The organism is Bacteroides sp. 14(A) (assembly GCF_000526555.1).
In the GTDB taxonomy this organism is placed as follows: Bacteria; Bacteroidota; Bacteroidia; order Bacteroidales; family Bacteroidaceae; genus Bacteroides; species Bacteroides cellulosilyticus.
The window spans coordinates 831,687-852,398 of the sequence record NZ_JAGH01000005.1 but is presented as its reverse complement, the minus strand read 5'-3'; the positions used below and the strand labels follow the sequence as shown (position 1 = coordinate 852,398).

The 20,712-nt window shown below is 42.9% G+C and carries 15 protein-coding genes and 2 tRNA genes; 6 read left to right on the top strand and 11 right to left on the bottom strand.

All coding sequences use genetic code 11. The annotated features are described in order from the left end of the window. The first annotated feature begins 4 nt into the window (after positions 1–4). The 4 genes from htpG (at position 5) to K429_RS0126430 (ending at position 4,768) form a co-directional block, all read left to right on the top strand. Positions 5–2,050, top strand: a complete 2,046-nt coding sequence (gene htpG, locus K429_RS0126445) for a molecular chaperone HtpG (RefSeq protein ID WP_022393886.1) — start codon at positions 5–7, stop codon at positions 2,048–2,050. 186 nt (positions 2,051–2,236) lie between these two features. Beyond that, positions 2,237–4,528, top strand: coding sequence for a patatin-like phospholipase family protein (locus tag K429_RS0126440; RefSeq protein WP_029328717.1), 2,292 nt, complete (start codon positions 2,237–2,239; stop codon positions 4,526–4,528). Between the two features lie 75 nt (positions 4,529–4,603). After that, positions 4,604–4,677, top strand: a tRNA-Arg gene (locus tag K429_RS0126435). Positions 4,678–4,694: 17 nt separating this feature from the next. Further along, positions 4,695–4,768: transfer RNA gene (locus tag K429_RS0126430), tRNA-Arg, on the top strand. Positions 4,769–4,861: 93 nt separating this feature from the next. Here the strand turns inward: K429_RS0126430 and K429_RS0126425 are convergent. The 4 genes from K429_RS0126425 to ligA all read right to left on the bottom strand — a co-directional run bounded on the left by K429_RS0126425 (position 4,862) and on the right by ligA (position 9,464). After that, positions 4,862–5,782: a transposase gene (locus K429_RS0126425; protein ID WP_029328716.1), complete on the bottom strand. Its 921-nt coding sequence runs from the start codon at positions 5,780–5,782 to the stop codon at positions 4,862–4,864. 58 nt (positions 5,783–5,840) lie between these two features. Beyond that, positions 5,841–6,182, bottom strand: coding sequence for a hypothetical protein (locus tag K429_RS0126420; protein WP_029328715.1), 342 nt, complete (start codon positions 6,180–6,182; stop codon positions 5,841–5,843). A 286-nt stretch (positions 6,183–6,468) separates the two neighbouring features. Next, positions 6,469–7,362: a 4-hydroxy-tetrahydrodipicolinate synthase gene (gene dapA / locus K429_RS0126415; protein ID WP_007214232.1), complete on the bottom strand. Its 894-nt coding sequence runs from the start codon at positions 7,360–7,362 to the stop codon at positions 6,469–6,471. A 104-nt stretch (positions 7,363–7,466) separates the two neighbouring features. Beyond that, positions 7,467–9,464 carry an NAD-dependent DNA ligase LigA gene (gene ligA, locus K429_RS0126410; RefSeq protein ID WP_007218556.1) on the bottom strand — a complete coding sequence of 666 codons (1,998 nt, stop codon included), beginning with the start codon at positions 9,462–9,464 and terminating at the stop codon, positions 7,467–7,469. 79 nt (positions 9,465–9,543) lie between these two features. Here ligA and trmD point away from each other — a divergent pair, with 79 nt between their 5' ends. Continuing rightward, entirely contained in the window at positions 9,544–10,224 is a 681-nt protein-coding gene (trmD, locus tag K429_RS0126405; protein ID WP_007214230.1) for a tRNA (guanosine(37)-N1)-methyltransferase TrmD, read from the top strand. A gap of 89 nt (positions 10,225–10,313) precedes the next feature. Here the strand turns inward: trmD and K429_RS0126400 are convergent, their stop codons facing one another. The 5 genes from K429_RS0126400 to K429_RS0126380 all read right to left on the bottom strand — a co-directional run bounded on the left by K429_RS0126400 (position 10,314) and on the right by K429_RS0126380 (position 15,667). Beyond that, positions 10,314–11,225, bottom strand: a complete 912-nt coding sequence (locus K429_RS0126400) for a dihydroorotate dehydrogenase (RefSeq protein WP_029328714.1) — start codon at positions 11,223–11,225, stop codon at positions 10,314–10,316. After that, positions 11,213–11,989: a dihydroorotate dehydrogenase electron transfer subunit gene (locus K429_RS0126395; RefSeq protein ID WP_007214228.1), complete on the bottom strand. Its 777-nt coding sequence runs from the start codon at positions 11,987–11,989 to the stop codon at positions 11,213–11,215. The genes K429_RS0126400 and K429_RS0126395 overlap by 13 nt, the downstream gene beginning before the upstream one ends. A gap of 150 nt (positions 11,990–12,139) precedes the next feature. Further along, complete coding sequence (locus tag K429_RS0126390; protein ID WP_007214227.1) at positions 12,140–12,610, bottom strand: helix-turn-helix domain-containing protein; 471 nt, start codon at positions 12,608–12,610, stop codon at positions 12,140–12,142. Between the two features lie 1,252 nt (positions 12,611–13,862). Beyond that, entirely contained in the window at positions 13,863–14,882 is a 1,020-nt protein-coding gene (holA, locus tag K429_RS0126385) for a DNA polymerase III subunit delta (RefSeq protein ID WP_022210439.1), read from the bottom strand. A gap of 8 nt (positions 14,883–14,890) precedes the next feature. Further along, entirely contained in the window at positions 14,891–15,667 is a 777-nt protein-coding gene (locus tag K429_RS0126380) for an AMP nucleosidase (protein WP_007214225.1), read from the bottom strand. 114 nt (positions 15,668–15,781) lie between these two features. Here K429_RS0126380 and K429_RS0126375 point away from each other — a divergent pair, with 114 nt between their 5' ends. Further along, complete coding sequence (locus K429_RS0126375; protein WP_007218551.1) at positions 15,782–16,231, top strand: type I restriction enzyme HsdR N-terminal domain-containing protein; 450 nt, start codon at positions 15,782–15,784, stop codon at positions 16,229–16,231. A 138-nt stretch (positions 16,232–16,369) separates the two neighbouring features. Here K429_RS0126375 and K429_RS0126370 read toward each other — a convergent pair whose 3' ends face one another. Further along, the gene (locus K429_RS0126370) at positions 16,370–19,552 is read right to left on the bottom strand and encodes an efflux RND transporter permease subunit (RefSeq protein WP_029328713.1); all 3,183 of its coding nucleotides are present in this window, start codon (positions 19,550–19,552) and stop codon (positions 16,370–16,372) included. Positions 19,553–19,581: 29 nt separating this feature from the next. Continuing rightward, positions 19,582–20,700 carry an efflux RND transporter periplasmic adaptor subunit gene (locus tag K429_RS0126365; RefSeq protein ID WP_029328712.1) on the bottom strand — a complete coding sequence of 373 codons (1,119 nt, stop codon included), beginning with the start codon at positions 20,698–20,700 and terminating at the stop codon, positions 19,582–19,584. Positions 20,701–20,712 lie beyond the last annotated feature (12 nt).

The following is a 20,712-nucleotide window of genomic DNA, read 5'->3' as shown; positions in this document are numbered from 1 at the left end:
TAGTATGCAAAAAGGAAATATTGGGGTAACTACCGAAAACATTTTCCCCGTTATCAAAAAGTTCTTGTACAGCGATCATGAAATTTTTCTTCGCGAGTTGGTTTCTAATGCCGTAGATGCTACGCAGAAGTTGAAAACCTTAGCCTCTATTGGCGAGTTTAAAGGTGAGGTTGGCGATTTGACCGTACATGTGTCTTTAGGAAAAGATACAATTACTGTTTCAGACCGTGGTATTGGTTTAACTGCCGAAGAAATCGACAAATATATCAACCAGATTGCTTTTTCAGGTGCCAACGATTTCCTGGAGAAGTATAAGAATGATGCTAATGCAATTATCGGTCACTTCGGTTTAGGCTTTTATTCAGCTTTCATGGTGGCTAAGAAAGTGGAAATTATCACGAAATCCCATAAAGAAGGTGCTCAAGCAGTGAAATGGAGTTGCGATGGCAGTCCGGAGTTCACCATTGAGAACATTGATAAAGCTGACCGTGGTACAGATATAGTACTTTACATTGACGATGAAAGCAAAGAATTCCTGGAAGAAGCCCGCATCTCTTCTCTGTTGAAGAAATATTGTAGTTTTCTTCCCATACCTATTGCTTTTGGTAAAAAGAAAGACTGGAAAGATGGAAAACAGGTTGAAACAGACGAAGATAACATCATCAATGACAGTAATCCGTTGTGGACATTGAAGCCCAGCGAACTGAAGGATGAAGATTATAAGAAGTTCTATCGTGACCTGTATCCGATGTCTGATGAACCTCTGTTCTGGATACATCTGAATGTAGATTATCCGTTCCATCTGACAGGTATCCTCTACTTCCCGAAAGTAAAGAGCAATATCGAACTGAATAAGAATAAGATACAGCTTTATAGCAACCAGGTATACGTTACGGATTCAGTAGAAGGTATCGTACCTGACTTTCTGACACTGTTGCATGGTGTGCTCGATTCTCCGGATATTCCGTTGAATGTATCCCGTTCTTATCTGCAGAGCGACTCTAACGTGAAGAAGATTTCGACATATATCACGAAGAAAGTATCTGATCGTCTGCAATCTATCTTTAAAAATGATCGCAAACAGTTCGAGGAAAAGTGGAATGACCTGAAGATTTTCATCAATTACGGAATGCTTACTCAGGAAGACTTCTATGACAGAGCAAAAGATTTTGCCCTTTTCACCGATACGGATGGTAAATGCTATACATTTGAAGAGTATCAGAAGCTGATCAAAGATAATCAGACTGATAAAGATGGCAATTTGATCTATTTGTATGCTAATCATAAAGATGAGCAATTCAGCTATATCGAGGCTGCTAAGAATAAGGGATACAATGTGTTGCTGATGGATGGTCAACTGGACATTGCTGTAGTAAGCATGTTGGAGCAAAAGTTTGAGAAATCTCGCTTTACCCGTGTAGATAGTGATGTTATCGATAATCTGATTATCAAAGAAGATAAGAAAGGTGAAACTCTGGAAGCAGGCAAACAAGAAGCTCTTTCTGCTGTGTTCAAGAGCCAGTTGCCTAAGCTGGAAAAGGTTGAGTTTAATATCACTGCGCAGGCTTTGGGTGAAAACTCTTCTCCTGTGATGATTACTCAAAGTGAATATATGCGCCGTATGAAAGAAATGGCTAATATTCAGGCAGGTATGAGTTTCTATGGAGAAATGCCTGATATGTTCAACCTTGTGCTGAATTCAGATCATAAACTGGTGAAAGAAGTTCTTGCAGACGAAGAAAAAGAATGCGACTCTGTTGTAGCTCCTATTCAGCAAGAAATGAATGACGTAGACAAACGTCGTAATGAACTGAAAGATAAACAAAAAGGTAAGAAAGACGAAGAAATTTCTACTGCTGAAAAGGACGAAGTGAACGGATTGGATCAGAAGTGGGAAGAACTGAAAACAAAGAAAGACGAAGTATTTGCCGGATATGCAGCTAAAAATAAAGTTGTCCGCCAATTGATTGACCTGGCATTGCTGCAAAATGGCATGCTGAAAGGTGAAGCTTTGAATAACTTTGTGAAGAGAAGCATCGAGCTAATCTAAATACGCCCTTTATTCACAATCTATATGCCGGGAGCATTGCAACTTTTATAAGAGTTGTAATGCTCCTTTTTTCGTATATTTTGTGTGGGAACGCTTGTTTTTTAGCGTTGGATACGTCCAATTTCGAAACAATTGCATATATTTGAGCTTTGATAATAATATATTTTCAGCTCGGAACTTTGAAGTATGAAAAGAATTCTTTTGCTTTTATCGTTTTGTTTCTTGTTGCTGCCCATGTTGCATGCCCAAAAAGTTGGACTTGTATTGAGTGGTGGTGGTGCGAAAGGTATGACGCATATCGGCATCATTCGGGCTTTGGAAGAAAACAATATCCCTATCGATTATATTACCGGTACATCCATGGGAGCCATTATCGGTTCGTTGTATGCCATGGGATACTCTCCCGATGATATGGAGGCTTTGCTGCGTTCAGAAGACTTTAAACGCTGGTATTCGGGAAAAGTAGAGCCTAAATACGCCTATTATTTTAAGAAAAGTATCCCCACGCCGGAATTTTTTAATATCCGCTTTGACTTTAAGGACTCCTTGAATGTCAAACCGCAATTGCCGACCAGTATGGTTAACCCCATTCAGATGAATCTGGTGTTTGTGGAGCTGTTTGCCCGTGCTACGGCTGCTTGTGACGGTGATTTTGATAGGCTGTTTGTTCCTTTCCGCTGTATTGCTTCTGATGTATACAATAAACGGCAAATAGTGTTAGGGAAAGGTGACCTGGGAGATGCTGTCCGTGCTTCCATGAGTTTCCCGTTTGTTTTTAAGCCTATTGAGATAGATAGTGTGCTGGCTTATGATGGTGGTATTTACAATAACTTTCCAACGGATGTAATGCGGGATGATTTTCATCCGGATATTATCATTGGTAGTGTGGTGGCCGCCAATCCATCCAAGCCTAAAGAAAATGACCTTATGAGTCAGATTGAGAACATGGTGATGCAGAAGACGGACTATTCTATTCCGGATTCTGTCGGCATCCTCATGACATTCAAGTATGATGATGTGAACTTACTTGATTTCGACCGTCTTCAGGAACTCCATGATATAGGTTACAATCGCACTCTTAGTCTGATGGATTCTATAAAGGGGCGTATTCATCGTAGGGTGAATGCAGATAATGTGCGTTTACGCCGTCTGGTTTATCGCAGTAATCTGCCGCAACTCTATTTCCAGAAAATTTATATTGATGGAGCTAACTCACAGCAACAGGCTTATATTCAGAAGGAATTTCATGATGAAGAAGATGAGCCATTCACTTACGAAGAGCTGAAGCGTGGATATTTTCGTTTGCTTGCGGATAATATGATCTCTGAAATAATACCGAAGGCAGTATTCAATGAAGAGACCGATATGTACGATTTGCATCTGAAAGTAAAGATGGAGGATAATTTCTCTGTCCGCTTGGGGGGTAGTGTGTCTACGACGAGTTCCAATCAGATATATCTGGGCCTGGGCTATCAGAACTTAAATTATTATGCCAAAGAGTTTACGTTTGATGGCCAATTGGGTAAAGTTTATAATAATGCCCAACTGATGGTGCGTATAGATTTGCCTACTCATATTCCTACTTCATATCGGCTTATTGCGTCTATCAGTACTTTTGATTATTACAAGAAAGAGAAACTGTTTTCTAAAAACGATAAACCTTCCTTTAATTCAAAGGATGAACGATTTCTGAAGTTGATTATCGCTTTACCATTCTTAGCGAATAAACGGGCTGAATTTGGCTTTGGTATTGGAAAATTGCAAGATAACTATTTTCAATCTAGTGTGATAAACTTTGAAGAAGACCGTTCGGACAGGAGTTTATACAGGCTTATAGGCGGTTCTATTAGCTTTTATGGAAGTACACTGAATTCCCGTCAATACGCTACAAAAGGGTATAACGAGAAATTGATAGCCCAGATTTTTACGGGAAAAGAAAGATATAAGCCTGGAAATCCGGCAGAACAGCCTGTTACACAGGAACGGCAATCATGGTTACAGATTTCTTATATGAAAGAAGCATATCATAGTATGGCGCCTAAATTTGTTTTGGGATGGATGGCGGAAGCGCTGTATTCATCGAGGAATTTCTCGGAGAATTTTACGGCGACAATGATGCAGGCTGCAGAGTTTTCGCCGACTCCGCATAGTAAGCTGATGTATAATGAGGCTTTCCGCGCTAATCAGTTTCTGGCTGCCGGTATCAAGCCTATGTTTATTTTCAATGATATGTTTCATCTGAGAGGAGAATTTTATGGATTTATGCCTATTTTCCCTATCGAGAAGAATACGCAAAACAAAGCATTTTATGGAAAAGCTTTCTCAAAGGTAGAATATATGGGAGAAGTTTCTGTTATTTGCCAATTACCTTTTGGAGCGATCTCTGCTTATGTAAATCATTATAGCTCACCGAGAAGGGAGTGGAATGTGGGGTTGAGTATCGGCTGGCAACTGTTTAATTACCGTTTCATCGAATAATTTTCTTCAAAAAAAGTTTGTGGAATACTTGCAGTTTCGGAAAAAGTCCGTATCTTTGCACCCGTTAAACAAAAAGGCCGCGTAGCTCAACTGAATAGAGTAGCTGACTACGGATCAGCCGGTTACAGGTTTGAATCCTGTCGCGGTCACATCTTTTTGATAACAAGGTCGCGTAGCTCAACTGAATAGAGTAGCTGACTACGGATCAGCCGGTTACAGGTTTGAATCCTGTCGCGATCACGAAAAACCTCTGCAAATTACTTTGCAGAGGTTTTTGTTATACACCGTAGGGGTAACAGTGGATCAACGTAAAAACCTGAGGGCTTTTCTTTTTTAAGCATACAACATCGTCAGTCTATATAAAAAGAATGCCTTATCTTTTACCCCTCTGAACTGTGTCCTGAACGCTTTGAGTTTAGCATTGAATGATTCCGCCGCTGCATTGGTTGCCCTCCTTTCAAAGAAATTGATAATATTCAGATAGTGGGTCTGAATGGATCGTGCCACTCTTCCGAAAGCAAGAAATCCGGATTTATCTACCTCATCATACCATCTTGCAAGTCTCGTCAAGGCTACATCCTTAAACTTACACTGATGATAAATCAGGCCTAAACGCATGGCCAGATAATAGCCTTTCTTAATCTCCGGATACTCTTTAAACAGGATATCAGCCCGTTCTCTTTGAGACTGGGTCCACAAGGATTCTTTCTTGTAAAGAAGATAGATGCTTCTTGCCAGCAACTGCTTCCGCGTGTCTCCATTAGAGAAAACGGGAGCGTGATATATCCTGCCACAGGCTTTTGCATAGGCAATCTGTGTGGATTCTTCATCCAAAGCCTCCCAGCGCGCTTTCACACGCATCTCCTGAACGGCTTCATAAGCCAGTTTCTGTACGTGGAAACGGTCGGTAACCCGTTTGGCGGCAGGAAAACAGCTACGGGCAATCTGCTCCATATTGGGAGCCATATCCAAGGTTATCTCACGTACTTGATAGCGACGACGGCGGGAAAGTCTGAGTAAGACAGAACTTACCGTACAGACATCTGTGCCTTTTATTATGGCGATAATACTGCCTTTGCCACCATGGGCAGCCTTGTTGGTGAGTATGGTATAGAGCTCACCACGCGAAAGGGCAACCTCATCAATACAGACATAAGCACCGATATTCTTTTCAAAAAGCAGCCAATCCTGCGCATGAGCAAGCTGATCCCAGTGAAGATAACCACTCAGATGATTGCGGTATTGACGCTCCAGAAGAGCTCCGTCAATACCATACAGAGTGCCCAATAACTTACAGCTAACCGGATAACTATCAATATAGCTCTTTTAAAAAAGACGCAAAATCCTGCGTCATACGGGTACCTTCAGCGACCATACGCCAGTTGCGGCTGATGTACTCATTACTCTTCTTTAAAATCCAGCGACGACGACGGATATTCAGGAAAAGTTTCTTTCCCCGAAGAGGGAAGTCTTGAACAACCACAGGATCATAGAATCCTTTGCTTTCGGTTTCCCGGCTGGAATATTGCTCGGGAACGACATTCTTTTCTTCAAGATAAATAACAACCTCACTAGAGCTTTCCTGCACATCTACAAGATCAAAGTAATCTAAAGTACCTTCAGGAAGCAGAAGGCGATAACCATTGGAATCCATACTAAATAAATTTGAAGACAAAGATACTAATTTTTAAATTTACCCCTCAGGTTTTTACATTGATCCGTAACAGTTATATCTGTGTAGACTCATGCAAATATGTGTGTGAGTTGATACAGATATAACTGTGTGCTTGTGCAGATATAAGTATTAATTTCTTTCCTGAGATGAATAAATCCGTCTCATGAGACAGTAAAAATCAGCTTGTGAGACGAAAAAAAACATCCCCTGAGATGAAATAATCTATCTCAGGGGATGTTTTACAAAGAAGTATCTTCGTTTTTTCTTAGCACTTAATATTTAACTCATCCAAAATCTTCCGCATGGCTTCAAAAGTAGTAATCCTGGTAGGCACAAGCGGGAGGCGAAGTTTATTCTCAATCATTCCCATAACGTTCAACATTGCTTTTACGCCTGCCGGATTGCCATCCACAAAAAGAAGCTTGAATAACTCGGCAAATTTATGGTGGATAGTCAATGCATTTGCATAATCTCCTCGCAATGCCAGTCTTACCATGCGGCTAAATTCGCGTGGAAATGCATTTCCGATGACCGATATGATACCAACAGCTCCCAAGGTAATCAAAGGGAAGGTAATACCATCATCTCCCGAAATAACGTCAAAATTGGCCGGTTTATTTTTGATGATATCATCCATTTGGGTGATGTCACCGGAAGCTTCCTTGATAGCAATAACATTTTTGAAGTCACGGGCAATGCGCAGCGTGGTTTCTGCTTTCATATTTACACCGGTACGACCGGGAACATTATAGAGTACAATTGGGAGCTCTGTAGCCTCTGCAATTGCTTTATAATGTTGATAAATACCTTCCTGAGAAGGTTTATTATAATAGGGAACAACAGACAGAATGGCATCTACTCCGGTAAAATCGTCGTTTTGAAGCGTATCCACAATGGCACGCGTATTATTTCCACCAACACCGAGCAGGATAGGTATCCGACCATTTACGCGTTCGATGACCATTTTCTTGATTTTCTTTTTTTCTTCTTCCGTCAGTGTCGGAGTTTCTGCTGTGGTGCCCAGCACACACAAAAAATCAGTATTGTTTTGAAGTTGATAGTCCACCAAACGTATCAATGCATCGTAATCAACGCTTTCATCCTCTTTAAAAGGAGTAATCAGCGCTACCCCCATTCCTTTCAATTTAGTCTGTATCATGAGTGAAATTTAAGTAATCTCTAATTAAATGACTCGCAAAAGTACGAATATTTTCGATTTCTACAGCAAATATAAGCTATAAAAAAGATTTCACTGGAAAAATGTTACGAAATGAGCGCTAAAAACTCATCTTCGCTCATTATCTGTACACCCAGCTTTTGCGCTTTTTCCAATTTGGCAGGTCCCATATTTTCTCCTGCCAGGATAAAACTGGTCTTGGCAGAAATACTACCTACATTTTTTCCTCCATTCTTCTCTATCAAATCTTTATATTCGTCTCTGGAGTGATGGGTGAACACACCGCTGATTACAATAGACTGTCCGGCAAGCTTATCAGTATAGCCGCTCAGATCTTCTTCCTTCCGGCTAAACTGTAATCCGGCAATTTTCAGTCGCTCTATTAATTCTCTATTCAGAGGATTAGCGAAGTAGGAAATGATACTTTGTGCTATTTTCTCACCGATTTCATCGATATTTATCAATCTTTCAAGATCTGCATTTTCCAGTTCTTCTATGTCAGTGAAGGACTTAGCTATTTTCTTTGCTACAGTTTCACCGACAAAGCGGATACCCAGGGCGAACAAAGCTCGCTCAAAAGGCACTTCCTTGCTTTGGGCAATACCCTTGACGATATTTTCCGCCGATTTATCTCCCATACGGTCCAGGTTCTTGATATCGTCTACAGTCAGCTTGTACAGATCTGCCGTATCCTTAATGAGTCCTAACCGATAGAACATATCCACAGTTTCCGGGCCTAATCCGTCAATGTTCATAGCCTTCCGGCTGATGAAATGCTCGATCTTTCCTTTAATCTGGGGTGGACAAGCCGTTTCGTTGGGGCAATAGTGCGCAGCTTCTCCTTCGTAACGGATTAATTTGCTGCCACATTCAGGGCAATGAGTGATGAACTTCACTTTTTCACCTACCATCATACTCCGGGCATCTTTGTCTACTCCGGTAATTTTGGGTATGATTTCGCCACCTTTTTCTACATAAACCATATCGCCGACATGCAAGTCGAGCCCTTCAATGATATCTGCATTATGCAGTGAGGCGCGTTTTACGATTGTACCCGATAATTGTACCGGATCCAGGTTGGCAACAGGGGTTACTGCTCCGGTTCTTCCCACCTGGTAAGTCACCTTGTTTAAGCGGGTCAATGCACGCTCTGCCTGGAACTTGTATGCGATGGCCCAACGAGGAGATTTTGCGGTGAAACCGAGGTTTTTCTGCTGTTTCAGGCTATTAACTTTCAAAACAATGCCATCCGTGGCTACAGGTAAATTCTTCCGTTCTGTATCCCAATAATGGATGTAATCGAACACTTCCTGCAGGCTGTGGCACTTCTTCATATGGTCGGAGATTTTGAATCCCCATTGTGCAGCTTTCTGCAGGTTTTCATAATGTCCGTCGCAAGGTAGTTCTTCGCCTAATAAATAATAAAGGTAGGCATCCAGTTTGCGGGAAGCAACTATAGCAGAGTTTTGTAATTTCAAAGTGCCTGATGCAGCATTACGCGGATTAGCAAAAAGAGGTTCTTCGCGCGCCTCTTTTTCGCGGTTTAGTTCCTCAAAGACTTCCCACGGCATTAGTATTTCCCCTCTGATCTCAAATAATTGGGGATAATCACCATGCAAAACAAGGGGGATAGTACGGATTGTCTTCACATTATCCGTTACATCATCGCCTTTTTCACCGTCGCCACGGGTTACGGCACGTATTAATTTACCGTTTTCGTATGTCAGTGAGATGGAAGTACCGTCATATTTAAGTTCGGCACAAATTTCAAAATCTTCGTTCAGGGCTTTTTGAGTGCGATCATAAAAGTCAGATACCTCACCTTCAGAATAGGTATTACCCAACGAAAGCATTGGATATTTGTGTGTCACTTGCGTGAAATTCTTATTCAAATCGCTTCCTACGCGCATAGTTGGCGAAGTTTCATCCTGATATTCAGGGTGTTCTCGCTCCATATCCTGCAATTCCCGCATCATGTCGTCAAACTCTTTGTCGGAGATTTCGGGAGCATTCAATACGTAATAATTGTAGTTGTGCCGATGCAGTTCGGCACGGAGCTGATCTATCTTTTCTTTTGCAGTCATAGCTATTTCAGATTGTTTGAACGCAAAAATACAGGTTTCTCCTCTAATATTTGTACTTTTGCAGAAAATTAAAATTAATATGCGCATTGATATAATAACAGTTCTACCGGAGATGATTGAAGGCTTTTTCAATTGTTCCATTATGAAACGTGCTCAGAATAAAGGGCTTGCAGAAATATATATTCATAATTTACGTGATTATACTGAAGATAAATATCGACGGGTGGATGATTATCCTTTTGGCGGTTTTGCCGGAATGGTGATGAAAATAGAGCCTATAGAGCGCTGTATCAATGCCTTGAAGGCAGAAAGGGAGTATGATGAAGTCATTTTTACGACTCCTGATGGTGAGCAGTTCAATCAGCCAATGGCCAATACACTTTCACTTACCCAGAACCTTATTATCCTTTGCGGGCATTTTAAAGGTATCGATTATCGTATTCGCGAGCATCTGATCACTAAAGAAATCAGTATTGGGGACTATGTGCTGACCGGTGGAGAGTTGGCGGCAGCAGTGATGGCGGATGCTATTGTCCGCATTATCCCCGGTGTTATTTCCGATGAGCAATCAGCGTTATCCGACTCGTTCCAGGATAATCTTTTGGCAGCTCCGGTCTATACAAGACCTGCCGATTACAATGGTTGGAAAGTTCCGGAAATTTTATTGTCCGGGCATGAGGCTAAGATTAAGGAATGGGAGTTGCAACAGTCTTTGGAACGGACGCGCAGACTCCGCCCGGATTTGCTGGGAGAGGAATAAATCAGTTGTATAAAAATAGAAAAAGGACATTCATAGCGAATGTCCTTTTTTATATAAAATAGGTGCGAATGATATTCACTTGTTATTGGCTACACCTCAAGCGCACCGATAATTTCTTTCACAGACTTATATCCGTGTCTATCGAGATAGTCGTTTATACCTTCCGCTACTTTAATTGTAACTGCCGGATCGATGAAATTAGCCGTACCGATTTGGATGGCTGAAGCTCCGGCAAGCATAAATTCCACTGCGTCTTTCCAGTTCATGATACCTCCTAAACCTATGACAGGTATTTTTACCGCCTGAGCAACTTGCCATACCATGCGGAGTGCGATTGGTTTTACTGCTGCGCCGGACATACCACCTGTTACGGTAGAGAGTATAGGACACCTGCGTTCCGCGTCTATAGCCATTCCAAGCAGTGTATTAATTAATGAAACGCTGTCTGCACCGCCATTTTCTACTGCACGGGCTATTTCAGCGATGCTTGTCACGTTGGGAGACAGCTTCACGATAAGTGTCTTTTTGTAAGCTGCGCGCACAGCTTTCACCACTTCTTCGGCTCCTTTTGCAGTGACGCCAAAAGCCATTCCACCTTGCTTCACATTAGGGCAAGAGATGTTCAATTCAATGGCAGGAATTTTGTCAAGTTCGTTAATGGCTTCCGCTGTTTTTACATAATCTTCTATGGCAGAACCCGAAACATTTACAATCATATTGGTTTCGATGTCCTTAATACGCGGATATATCTGTTCAACAAAGTAATTTACTCCCTTATTTTGCAGTCCCACAGCGTTTAACATACCTGACGGAGTTTCTGCCATACGCGGATATGGGTTACCTTCACGTTTGTGAAGAGTCGTGCCCTTTACAATTATACCACCTATTCGCGTAATATCAATGAAATCGGCAAACTCTTCACCATATCCAAATGTACCGGAAGCCGTCATCACCGGATTCTTCATTTGTAATTCTCCAATGTTTACACTTAAATCTGCCATAATAGTTTGTTTATATTAAAAACCGGACCTTCTTTACATACACATAAATGCCCTTCCGTTGTATTTTCTACACAACAGAGGCAAGCGCCTATACCACACGCCATTGTATTTTCCAATGATACTTCACAAGCTATATCTTTACTTTTGGCATATTTAGCCACCGCCATCATCATAGGCTTAGGGCCACAAGTGTAAATCTGCTCGAATTGCACCTTACTCAATATGGAATGTTGTGTCACGTATCCTTTTTCGCCATGACTGCCGTCCTCGGTAGTCGTATATACATCACCATAAGCTGCAAACTGCTCCAGTTGCAGCAAGTCCTTATCGCTTCTTGCTCCCAGAAGGAACGTCGGTTTACTGCCGTTTTTAGCTAATTGCTCGCCCAGATAAAGCATGGGAGCTGTACCAACACCTCCACCTACTAACAGAAGCTTATCAGAAGCCTTTTCAGGCATTGTGAAGCCATTTCCCAAAGGAAGTACTACGTTGACCCTGTCTCCGGCTTTTGCTTCGCCTAATTGCCTCGTTCCGTCTCCAATCAGTTGGATCAGAAACCATACTTCATTGCGTTGTCTATCTACATAATTAATGGAAATGGGGCGGCGCAAGAAAGTAGTTGGAGATCCGTCCACACGTATTTCCGCAAATTGTCCCGGAAGCATATCCGGAAGCGGAGACGGAGACGTCAGTTTCAATAGCACATAATTAGCGTGCAGTCGGACGTTCTCAGTCACTGTCAAATCTAAAATGTATTTTTTCATTATCCTATATAAAGAGGTGAATTTTATCTTCAGGGTACAAAGATAATGCAAATCGAATGCAGAACTTTCATGCTTGCATGAAAAAGTTCTGCTGAGATGCTTATCTTATCCAAAGATACGGGAAATTGTGCAAATAGTCGTTTATGAGCCTTACTTTTCGGGTTTAAACGTCTCGTACGTATTATCGTCGAAGAAAATTCTTATTTCAGTGATTTTTCTGGGAGGCCTTTCTTTATAGATAATCTCCTGTTTTACAATCTCTTTAGTAGCATTTGCAGGTGTTTCTAATGCGATTTCCTTGCGATTTTCGGTCGGACCTGTCTCTTTGGACGGATTTACGGAATTCTCAGCGAATAATGGATAGTCGAATCCACTCTCGATAGAAGAGTCAGAATCGGAAGGCGTATTACTCATTTCACCTTGTCCGGTAAGTAACCATTCCAAATTTATATCATTATATCTTTGATGTAGACGAAGAATAACTTCTGTACTTGGATACTTATTACGCGGGCCTAAAATATGTGAGATGGTAGCTTGAGCTACACCAATACTTTCGGCAAATGCGCCTGCGGTTAATTTTTCCCGATCCATGATCATTTTGAACCTATCTTTTATGCTCATAACTGTTGCGATATAGGTGATGTTTACAATTGTATTGATTCTCTTTTGAATTACAAAAGTAAAAAAATGAAGTTACAAAAGCAAATTAAAAATATGAATTCTTTTATATTACAATTGTGTGCCTATTATTTCAAATGTTATATATACAAATGTGATGATATATATTACCTAGATTTTAAGCCCATATTTTTACTTTAATAAAACTATGTATATTATTGGTTATTATGTATATAAGTTTAAATTATTTCTGTGGTATATCCCATATTACAATTGTTTTCTCATTGATTTCTCTATTTATGAACTGATAGATCATATAAATAGTTGTTTTATATTGATTATTAGTAATTTAATTGTTATTTTACTCCTCGTTAACCCCTATCCTATTACCTTTGTTATTTTATCATTACTTCATTTAAAACAGTCTTATCACAATTGTGTATTATGCCTTTTAATTACGTTTGTTATATGTGTAATTGTTATATATCCAATTGTGAACATAGTGATATTACGTTTTTAATATTTCATAGTTGAAATAGCAACTATTTCCTTTTCTAATTGCATTTATTCTTGATGATAGATTCGATATTACAGAAAGAATTTGTTACACTAAAATAAGGAGAGTCCAATTGATATGTTCTAAAGTCTTCGTAATTGTAAATCCTTGCTTTATTTCTGTATAAATGATCGTGAACTTAGAATTTTTTAATTCTCAGGAGCTTATTTTATGCTTATTTGATTGTAATACAGTGTATTATACCCTATTTTTTAGTTCTAAAATTCTCTCATTCTAGAAAAACAACCCTTTTTTAAGTGAGAAATGACATAATGATAGTGAAAATGGCATTTACTTCTCTATTATTGCTGATATAGTTAACAAGTATAATCTCCTCTAAAATAAGAAATAGACAATCTATTTCTATTGATCTGCTGCCCGCTTTCTAAATATAATTTTCCTTTTTCTTAGAAAAAGTATATTGTTTTCCTATAAAAATATGCCTGCTTTACTCGGGACAGGAGAATATATTATATAAAAACACATGGTCTATTTAATGCAAATAGACCATGTGTTTATATCAGATAAATGGTCTGTTCACTGTATATAGACCATCTGTTTCTGCGAATACGTTGTATGTATTTCAGATACCCTTCCACACTCTATTACCTATGAGTAGTACGTTTGGGAACAGTGGAAGGGGGTGAAGGAAAAGCTAAATTTATTGTTTAATGAAGAGCGTATAGAAGAAAAAAGCTGTTAATGCAGGATCTTGAAGACCAGCTCGCGAAGAATATCCCCGTCACTTAAAGATGGATTTCCCACTCCTTTAGATTTTGCATCCGCATATCGTATTTCTCCGATAATTTGCATGGTCTTTACTCCATTATATCGGCGCATAGCTGCGAGATAGTCTTTGGCCTGCCAAGGGGTACGTAGTCCCAACATGTTGGCTATGCCTTGCTCCGATTTTTCAGGGGCATAATAGGCCAACATCAAGTTAGAAAAGAATCCAAAAAGTAAAGATAAAGTCATTTGAATAGGGTTTGTTTTCGGATTTTCTTCAAAATATTTTATTATCTTATTAGCTTTCAGGACATCCTTTTCAACGAGGGCACTGCGCAATTCGAAGTTATTATAATCCTTACTGATACCAATGTTCTTCTCTATCTGTTCGGGGGTAACGCGTGTATGACCTTTTGGAAGTGTAATGATCAGTTTTTCCAGCTCTCCTGTGAGGCGACTGAGGTCGGCGCCAACGAAATCGGCCAGCATGGCAGTGGCTTTAGGTTCCACGTCGATACCTTTGCGTTTCATATAAGAAGTGATGAATGCAGGCAGTTGCGCATCCTTCACTTTTTTAGATTCAAACAGAACACCAGTCTTTTCGATTTCGGCAGCCAGTTTCTTTCTTCGATCCAGTACGCCATGTTTATGGCATATTACTAATATGGTAGAAAGCAGTGGCTTTTGGAGGTAATAAGAAAGCTCCTCCATATTACGGATATTCTGCGCTTCCTTTACCACCACCACCTGATGCTCGGACATCATCGGATAACGCTTGGCGGCATTAATAACAGTAGCTATATCAACATCTGCCCCGTATACAACGGTCAGGTTGAACTCCTTTTCCGTTTCGGTCAGAATATTGTCTGTTATATAGTCGGCAATGAGATCGATGTAATAGGGTTCCTCGCCCATAAGATAATAGACGGGACGGTATTGCTTCGCTCTCAGTTCCTTTAAGATGTCATCACACGTGATTTCCTGTTTTGCCATATTCGTTTTTACCAGTCGAATTTCAGATGTTTTACGGTTTTCTTCTCGTCAATAATCATACGCAGGGATGCGATGCCGATTTCAACGTGCTCGGTTACGTAGTTTTGGGTAACCAGATTATCACTTTTATCGGTTTTTACTCCTTCAGGAATCATCGGCTGGTCAGAAACCAGTAAGATGGCTCCGGTAGGAATGTGATTGGCAAAACCGCAGCTGAAGAGAGTCGCTGTTTCCATATCGACGGCCATGGCACGGGTTTTCTTCAGATATTCCTTGAATTCCTCGTCATGCTCCCAAATGCGGCGGTTGGTAGTGTATACGGTACCTGTCCAATAGTCGCGGGCATGGTCGCGGATGGATGAAGAAACGGCACGTTGCAACATAAATGCCGGTAGCGCCGGTACTTCGGGCGGGAAATAGTCATTGGAAGTTCCCTCGCCACGGATGGCGGCGATAGGAAGGATGAGATCCCCTATTCTGTTTTTCTTATCGATACCACCGCACTTGCCCAGGAACAGGCAGGCTTTGGGCTGTATAGCACTTAGTAAATCCATGATAATTGCAGCGTTAGGGCTTCCCATACCAAAGTTGATAATGGTCATGCCTTCTGCTGAAGCAGACGTCATATTAGCGTCTTTACCAAGAACGGGCACATTGAACTTCTCCGCAAAAATATCCACATACTTGTTGAAGTTAGTCAACAGAATATACTCTCCAAAGTCCTCAAGCTTACGTTTTGTGTAACGAGGCAGCCAGTTAGCTACGATTTCTTGCTTTGTTTTCATAAGATTTCATTAAATTTGTTCCCTAAATACTTTCAGGGAGCGATTATTTAACTCACAAAAGTACAATAAAAAAGTAGAATTCGGAAATTTGTTAATCACTTATCACATATCAATATGTTATCGTTAAACTTACCTGTATTTGATGCTAAAGTCGTGAACCGTGAAGGGAAACCTGCTATTTTCGACGTGATACGGCGCCGATATGTAGCACTGACGCCCGAAGAATGGGTACGCCAGCATTTCGTACATTTTCTGCTGAACCATAAAGGATATCCGCAGACATTGATGGCGAACGAGGTACAGGTGCAGCTCAACGGAACGAAAAAACGTTGTGACACAGTGCTTTACCGTCGTGACCTCACGGCACGGATGATTGTGGAGTATAAAGCGCCGGATATAGAGATTACGCAAGCGGTGTTCGACCAGATTACGCGCTACAATATGGTGCTGAAAGTAGATTACCTCGTAGTGAGTAATGGAATGCAACACTATTGCTGCCGGATGGATTACGAGCGGAATAGCTATACTTTTCTTCCGGATATTCCTGATTACCAGACGTTATAATATCCATTAAAAAGGGCTACACCCTTTGCCCCGGATGGTTACACCCTTTGGGGGATATGGTGTAGCCATGTGAGGCAAAGGGTGTAGCCCTTTTCAATGAGACTAATCAGGATCTAAATCAATGAACTCAATCAGGGTCTAAACCTTCTCAGTTTTTTCTTCTATCTGCTTCTTTCCCAACTTTTCCTGTATCTTCTGCATTAACTCATAGAAATTAGGAATATAGACTGTGGCAAGCAGTGTATTCAGTGCCATACCAAACACGACAGCAGCTCCTAGTGCAATACGGCTTTCCGCTCCTGCACCCGTAGCAAACAGCAACGGCATCACACCGAATACAAATGCCAGGGATGTCATCAGGATAGGCCGTAAGCGGATATGCCCTGCCTGGAATGCCGCATCACGAATGGAGTTGCCTTGCGCACGGAAATCGCGGGCGAACTCTACAATCAGAATACCATTCTTTGCCGACAGTGCCACAAGCAGGATAATACCGATTTGTGTATAGATGCTGACAGGTGTTCCCATAATGAGACAGCCAATCATCGCTCCCAACAATGCTACCGGAAGTCCGATGACCGCAGCTACCGGGCTCGTCCAACTCTCGTACTGTGCTGCAAGTACCAGGAAGGCAACGAGTAACGCCATTACAAACACAACGGTTGTCGTCGTTCCCGCCTGCGTTTCCTGATAAGCTACTGACGTCCATTCATAACCAAATTCATCGCCCAATTGCTCCTTAAAGAGTGCCTCCATTTGTTGTATCGCCTCTCCGGAACTGCTTCCCGGGGCTACGTTGCAAGTGACGGAGGCAGTGGAATACATATTGTAACGGTTGATCTGGTCCATTCCCAACTGTTCCTCCACCCGCATAAAGGCTGAAAACGGTACCATCTCTCCCGATGCATTCTGTACACTCAACTTCAGTACATCGTCAATGATCCGTTGGGCACGATCCCGTGCACCGAGTTTTACCTGATAAATACGGCCGAACTCAACGAAATCGTTCACATAAGCAGCTCCCATGTAGTAACCTAAGGAAGTGAAGACACTGTTCAGCGGAATACCCATCAATTGCACTTTATCCCGGTCGATGTTCAGGAAATACTGGGGTACATTAGCCTGGTACTGACTGCTGACGGATGCCAATGCAGGTTTGGTGTGATAGGTTGCCATCAGCGTCTCTACGGCATGTTGCATTTCTGTGGCACCGAGGTTATTACGATCTTCCACTTGTAGCTGTAGACCGCCCGTAGCACCGAGTCCGGGAATGGCAGGGGGCACCATGGCAAAAACTTCTGCTTCCTGAATTCCATAAGCCTGCGCATTGAAACGATTTACTACAGACTGGGCCGTATGTTCCTTTCCTTTACGCTCGTCCCAGTTCTTCAAGATGACGAAATAGGTGCCGGAATTACTCTGTTCCCCGCCTCCCATGACAGAGAAGCCGGATATGCCGATATAATTTTTCACTTCGGGATAGCTGTTGAGGATTTCATTGATCTCACGTCCGACAGCTTCTGTGCGTTCCAGACTTGAAGCAGGCGGCAATTGCACCACGGCAAGGAAATACCCGTCATCTTCTTCGGGAATAAAGGTGCTGGGCCACTTCATAAACAGGATCACAGCGAGTGCCGTAAACCCGGCATAAGACAACAGTGCAGCGGCAGGGCGCCGGAGCAACCAACCCACGGTTTTATCATATATCCCTTGTGTTTTGTCGTACACAAAGTTGAAGCCCCGGAAAAGTGGCGACTGTGCAGGTTTTGTGGGCTGTAATATCAAGGCACACAATGCAGGAGTCAGTGTCAGCGAGTTGAAACCGCTTAGCACGGTGCTGGCAGCAATAGTCAGCGCAAACTGCTTATAAAGCTGCCCGGAGATACCGCTGACGAGCATTGTCGGAATAAATACGGCAAGCAACACCAGCACTACGCCCACAATCGGACCGGTGATCTCCCCCATCGCTTGAATGACCGCCTGCCGGGCACTGTACTGCCCTGTATCAAGCAAACGCGTGGAGTTTTCCACTACCACAATGGCGTCATCCACCACAATGGCCACAGCAAGTATCAGTCCGAACAGCGTCAGTGTATTGATGGAGAATCCGAAGAGCGCCATCACTGCCAGAGTACCGATAAGTGATACGGGAATGGTGATACACGGAATGATAACCGCCCGCCAATTTTGTAGGAAAAGGAAGATGACAAGTACCACAAGCAGGGTTGTTTCCAGGAAAGTTACCAGCACTTCGTCTACTGAAGCGTGGATGACGTCCGTCGTATCCAGGGTTACACTGTAATGGATGCCGCTGGGGAACGATTCTGATAGTTCCTGCATCTTCTCTTTCACACCTTTGGATACATCCAGCGAATTGGAACCCGGTTGCTGATAGATGGCAATGGCGGCGGTAGGTTGCCCGTTCAGTCGGGATACGACACTGTAGGATGCGGAGCCAAGGTCGATGTGAGCCACATCACGGAGGCGAAGCACTCTCCCGCCCGCTTCTGTTCGCAAGATAATATTGCCGAACTCTTCGGGAGATGAAAGTCGCCCTTTCACCGTCAGACTGTATTGATAGGCAGGGGCATTGTTGCCGGAAGAGACATTGCCGATGTTAGTGTTGCCCGGAGTAGGATTTCCCGGCAGGGGTTGTCCCACGGCTCCGGCACTGACTTCTACATTTTGTGATTGAATGGCCTGGTAAACATCGGCTGCCGAAAGATTACGGATACGCAGTGCTGCCGGGTCCAGCCAGATACGCATGGAGTAGTCTCCCGCTCCCATCACATTGACAGCGCCTACACCCGGTACGCGTGTCAACTGGTCAACAAGGTTCAGGGTGGCGTAGTTGCTGAGGTATAGTCCGTCATATTCCTTGTTTTCGGAAGTCATGGTGAGGAACATCACGATGTTCGACGACTGCTTTTGAACGGTTACTCCCTGTACCACTACCGGGGTTGGCAATGAAGCCTGTGCCACGCTGACACGGTTTTGGACTTGTACGGTTGCCATGTCGATATCTGTTCCGACGGCAAAAGTAATGGTGAGCGAATAGGCACCCGATGAGGAGGAATTGGAGGACATATAAAGCATGCCTTCCACTCCGTTTACTTGCTGCTCGATGGGTATACCCACGGTTTGGGCCACTGTTTGCGCGTTGGCACCCGGATAGACGGCACTGACCTGGACGGTAGGCGGCGTAATGTCCGGATACTGCGCAATGGGGAGTATGCCCAGTGTGACCAGTCCCGCCACCACGATCAGCAGCGCAAGCACGGTAGCAAAGATAGGACGGTTTATGAAGAATTTTGAGAACATGAGCTTAGTATTTAGTTATTTACGATTGGTTATTTGTTGATGGGCTTCACTTTCATTCCTTCCCGTACTTTCATCAGTGCCCGGGTGACGTAGCGTTCCTGTGGCGAGAGTCCGCCGGTTATTTGCCGCAGACTGTCGTCTATCAACTGTCCCACCTCGATGTGGCGATAGCGCACCATATCGGAATCGTTCACTACATACACATATTTTCCCAATTGATCGGTCCCGATGGACGCGTCTGGTATCAGTATAGCCTGCGATTCTTTGCCGTATGGCAAGGTGATGCTGACATAAAGTCCGCTTTTCAGTAAACCTTTCGGGTTGTCCAGGCGGGCACGCAGATTCAGAGTTCCGGTGCTCAGGTCTACATTTGGTGCGAAGTAATCGAGTGTGGCAGGATACGGTTGTATGCCGTCTTCCCCCAGGTTAACAGTGATTTGCCGGGGTAGTGTATCTTTTTGCTGTGCGGTTCCTTGTTGCATCAGCATGGCAAGCCACTGGTTATCAGTGATATTGAAGTATGTGTATAGCAGGTCATCTTTATAGATCGTGGCAAGGGTGACAGGTTGCAGACTTCCCCCTACATAACTGCCCACATCGACTTGATTCCGGCTGACAGTCCCATCAAACGGCGCCCGAACTGTGCAGTAGCCCAGATTCGTGCGCGCCGTATTTAGTGCAGCTTCGGCATTGCTGACTGCTGCTTGCGAAGTGGCAACATTCGATTTCGACTGTAACACCTGTATCTGGCTTACAGCATCGCTTTTCACAGCTTCCAGCATACGGGCATAGTTGTTCTGGGCATATTCCAGATTGGCTCGGGCGGTGTTCAGTTCCGCTTCCGCCTGTTCTACATTGTCCTGGTAAATAGTGGGTTCGATGACGAACAACACCTGCCCTTTCCGGACTCTGCTTCCCGGAGCATAGGCGATGGTTTGCAGTGTCCCGTTCACCCGTGCCACCAGGTCGACGGTCTTTTCCGAACTCAGATAGCCCGGATACTCTTTAGTCAGTGTGATGTCTTTCACCACCGGGCTGGCTACGCTTATCTCCGGAACGGGCATCGCTCCGCGCCCTGCTTCTTTTTTGTCCCCACATCCCGCCAGCAACGGAATCAGCGTGAGGATGATGTACATTTCATTTTTCATATATGGTTATGG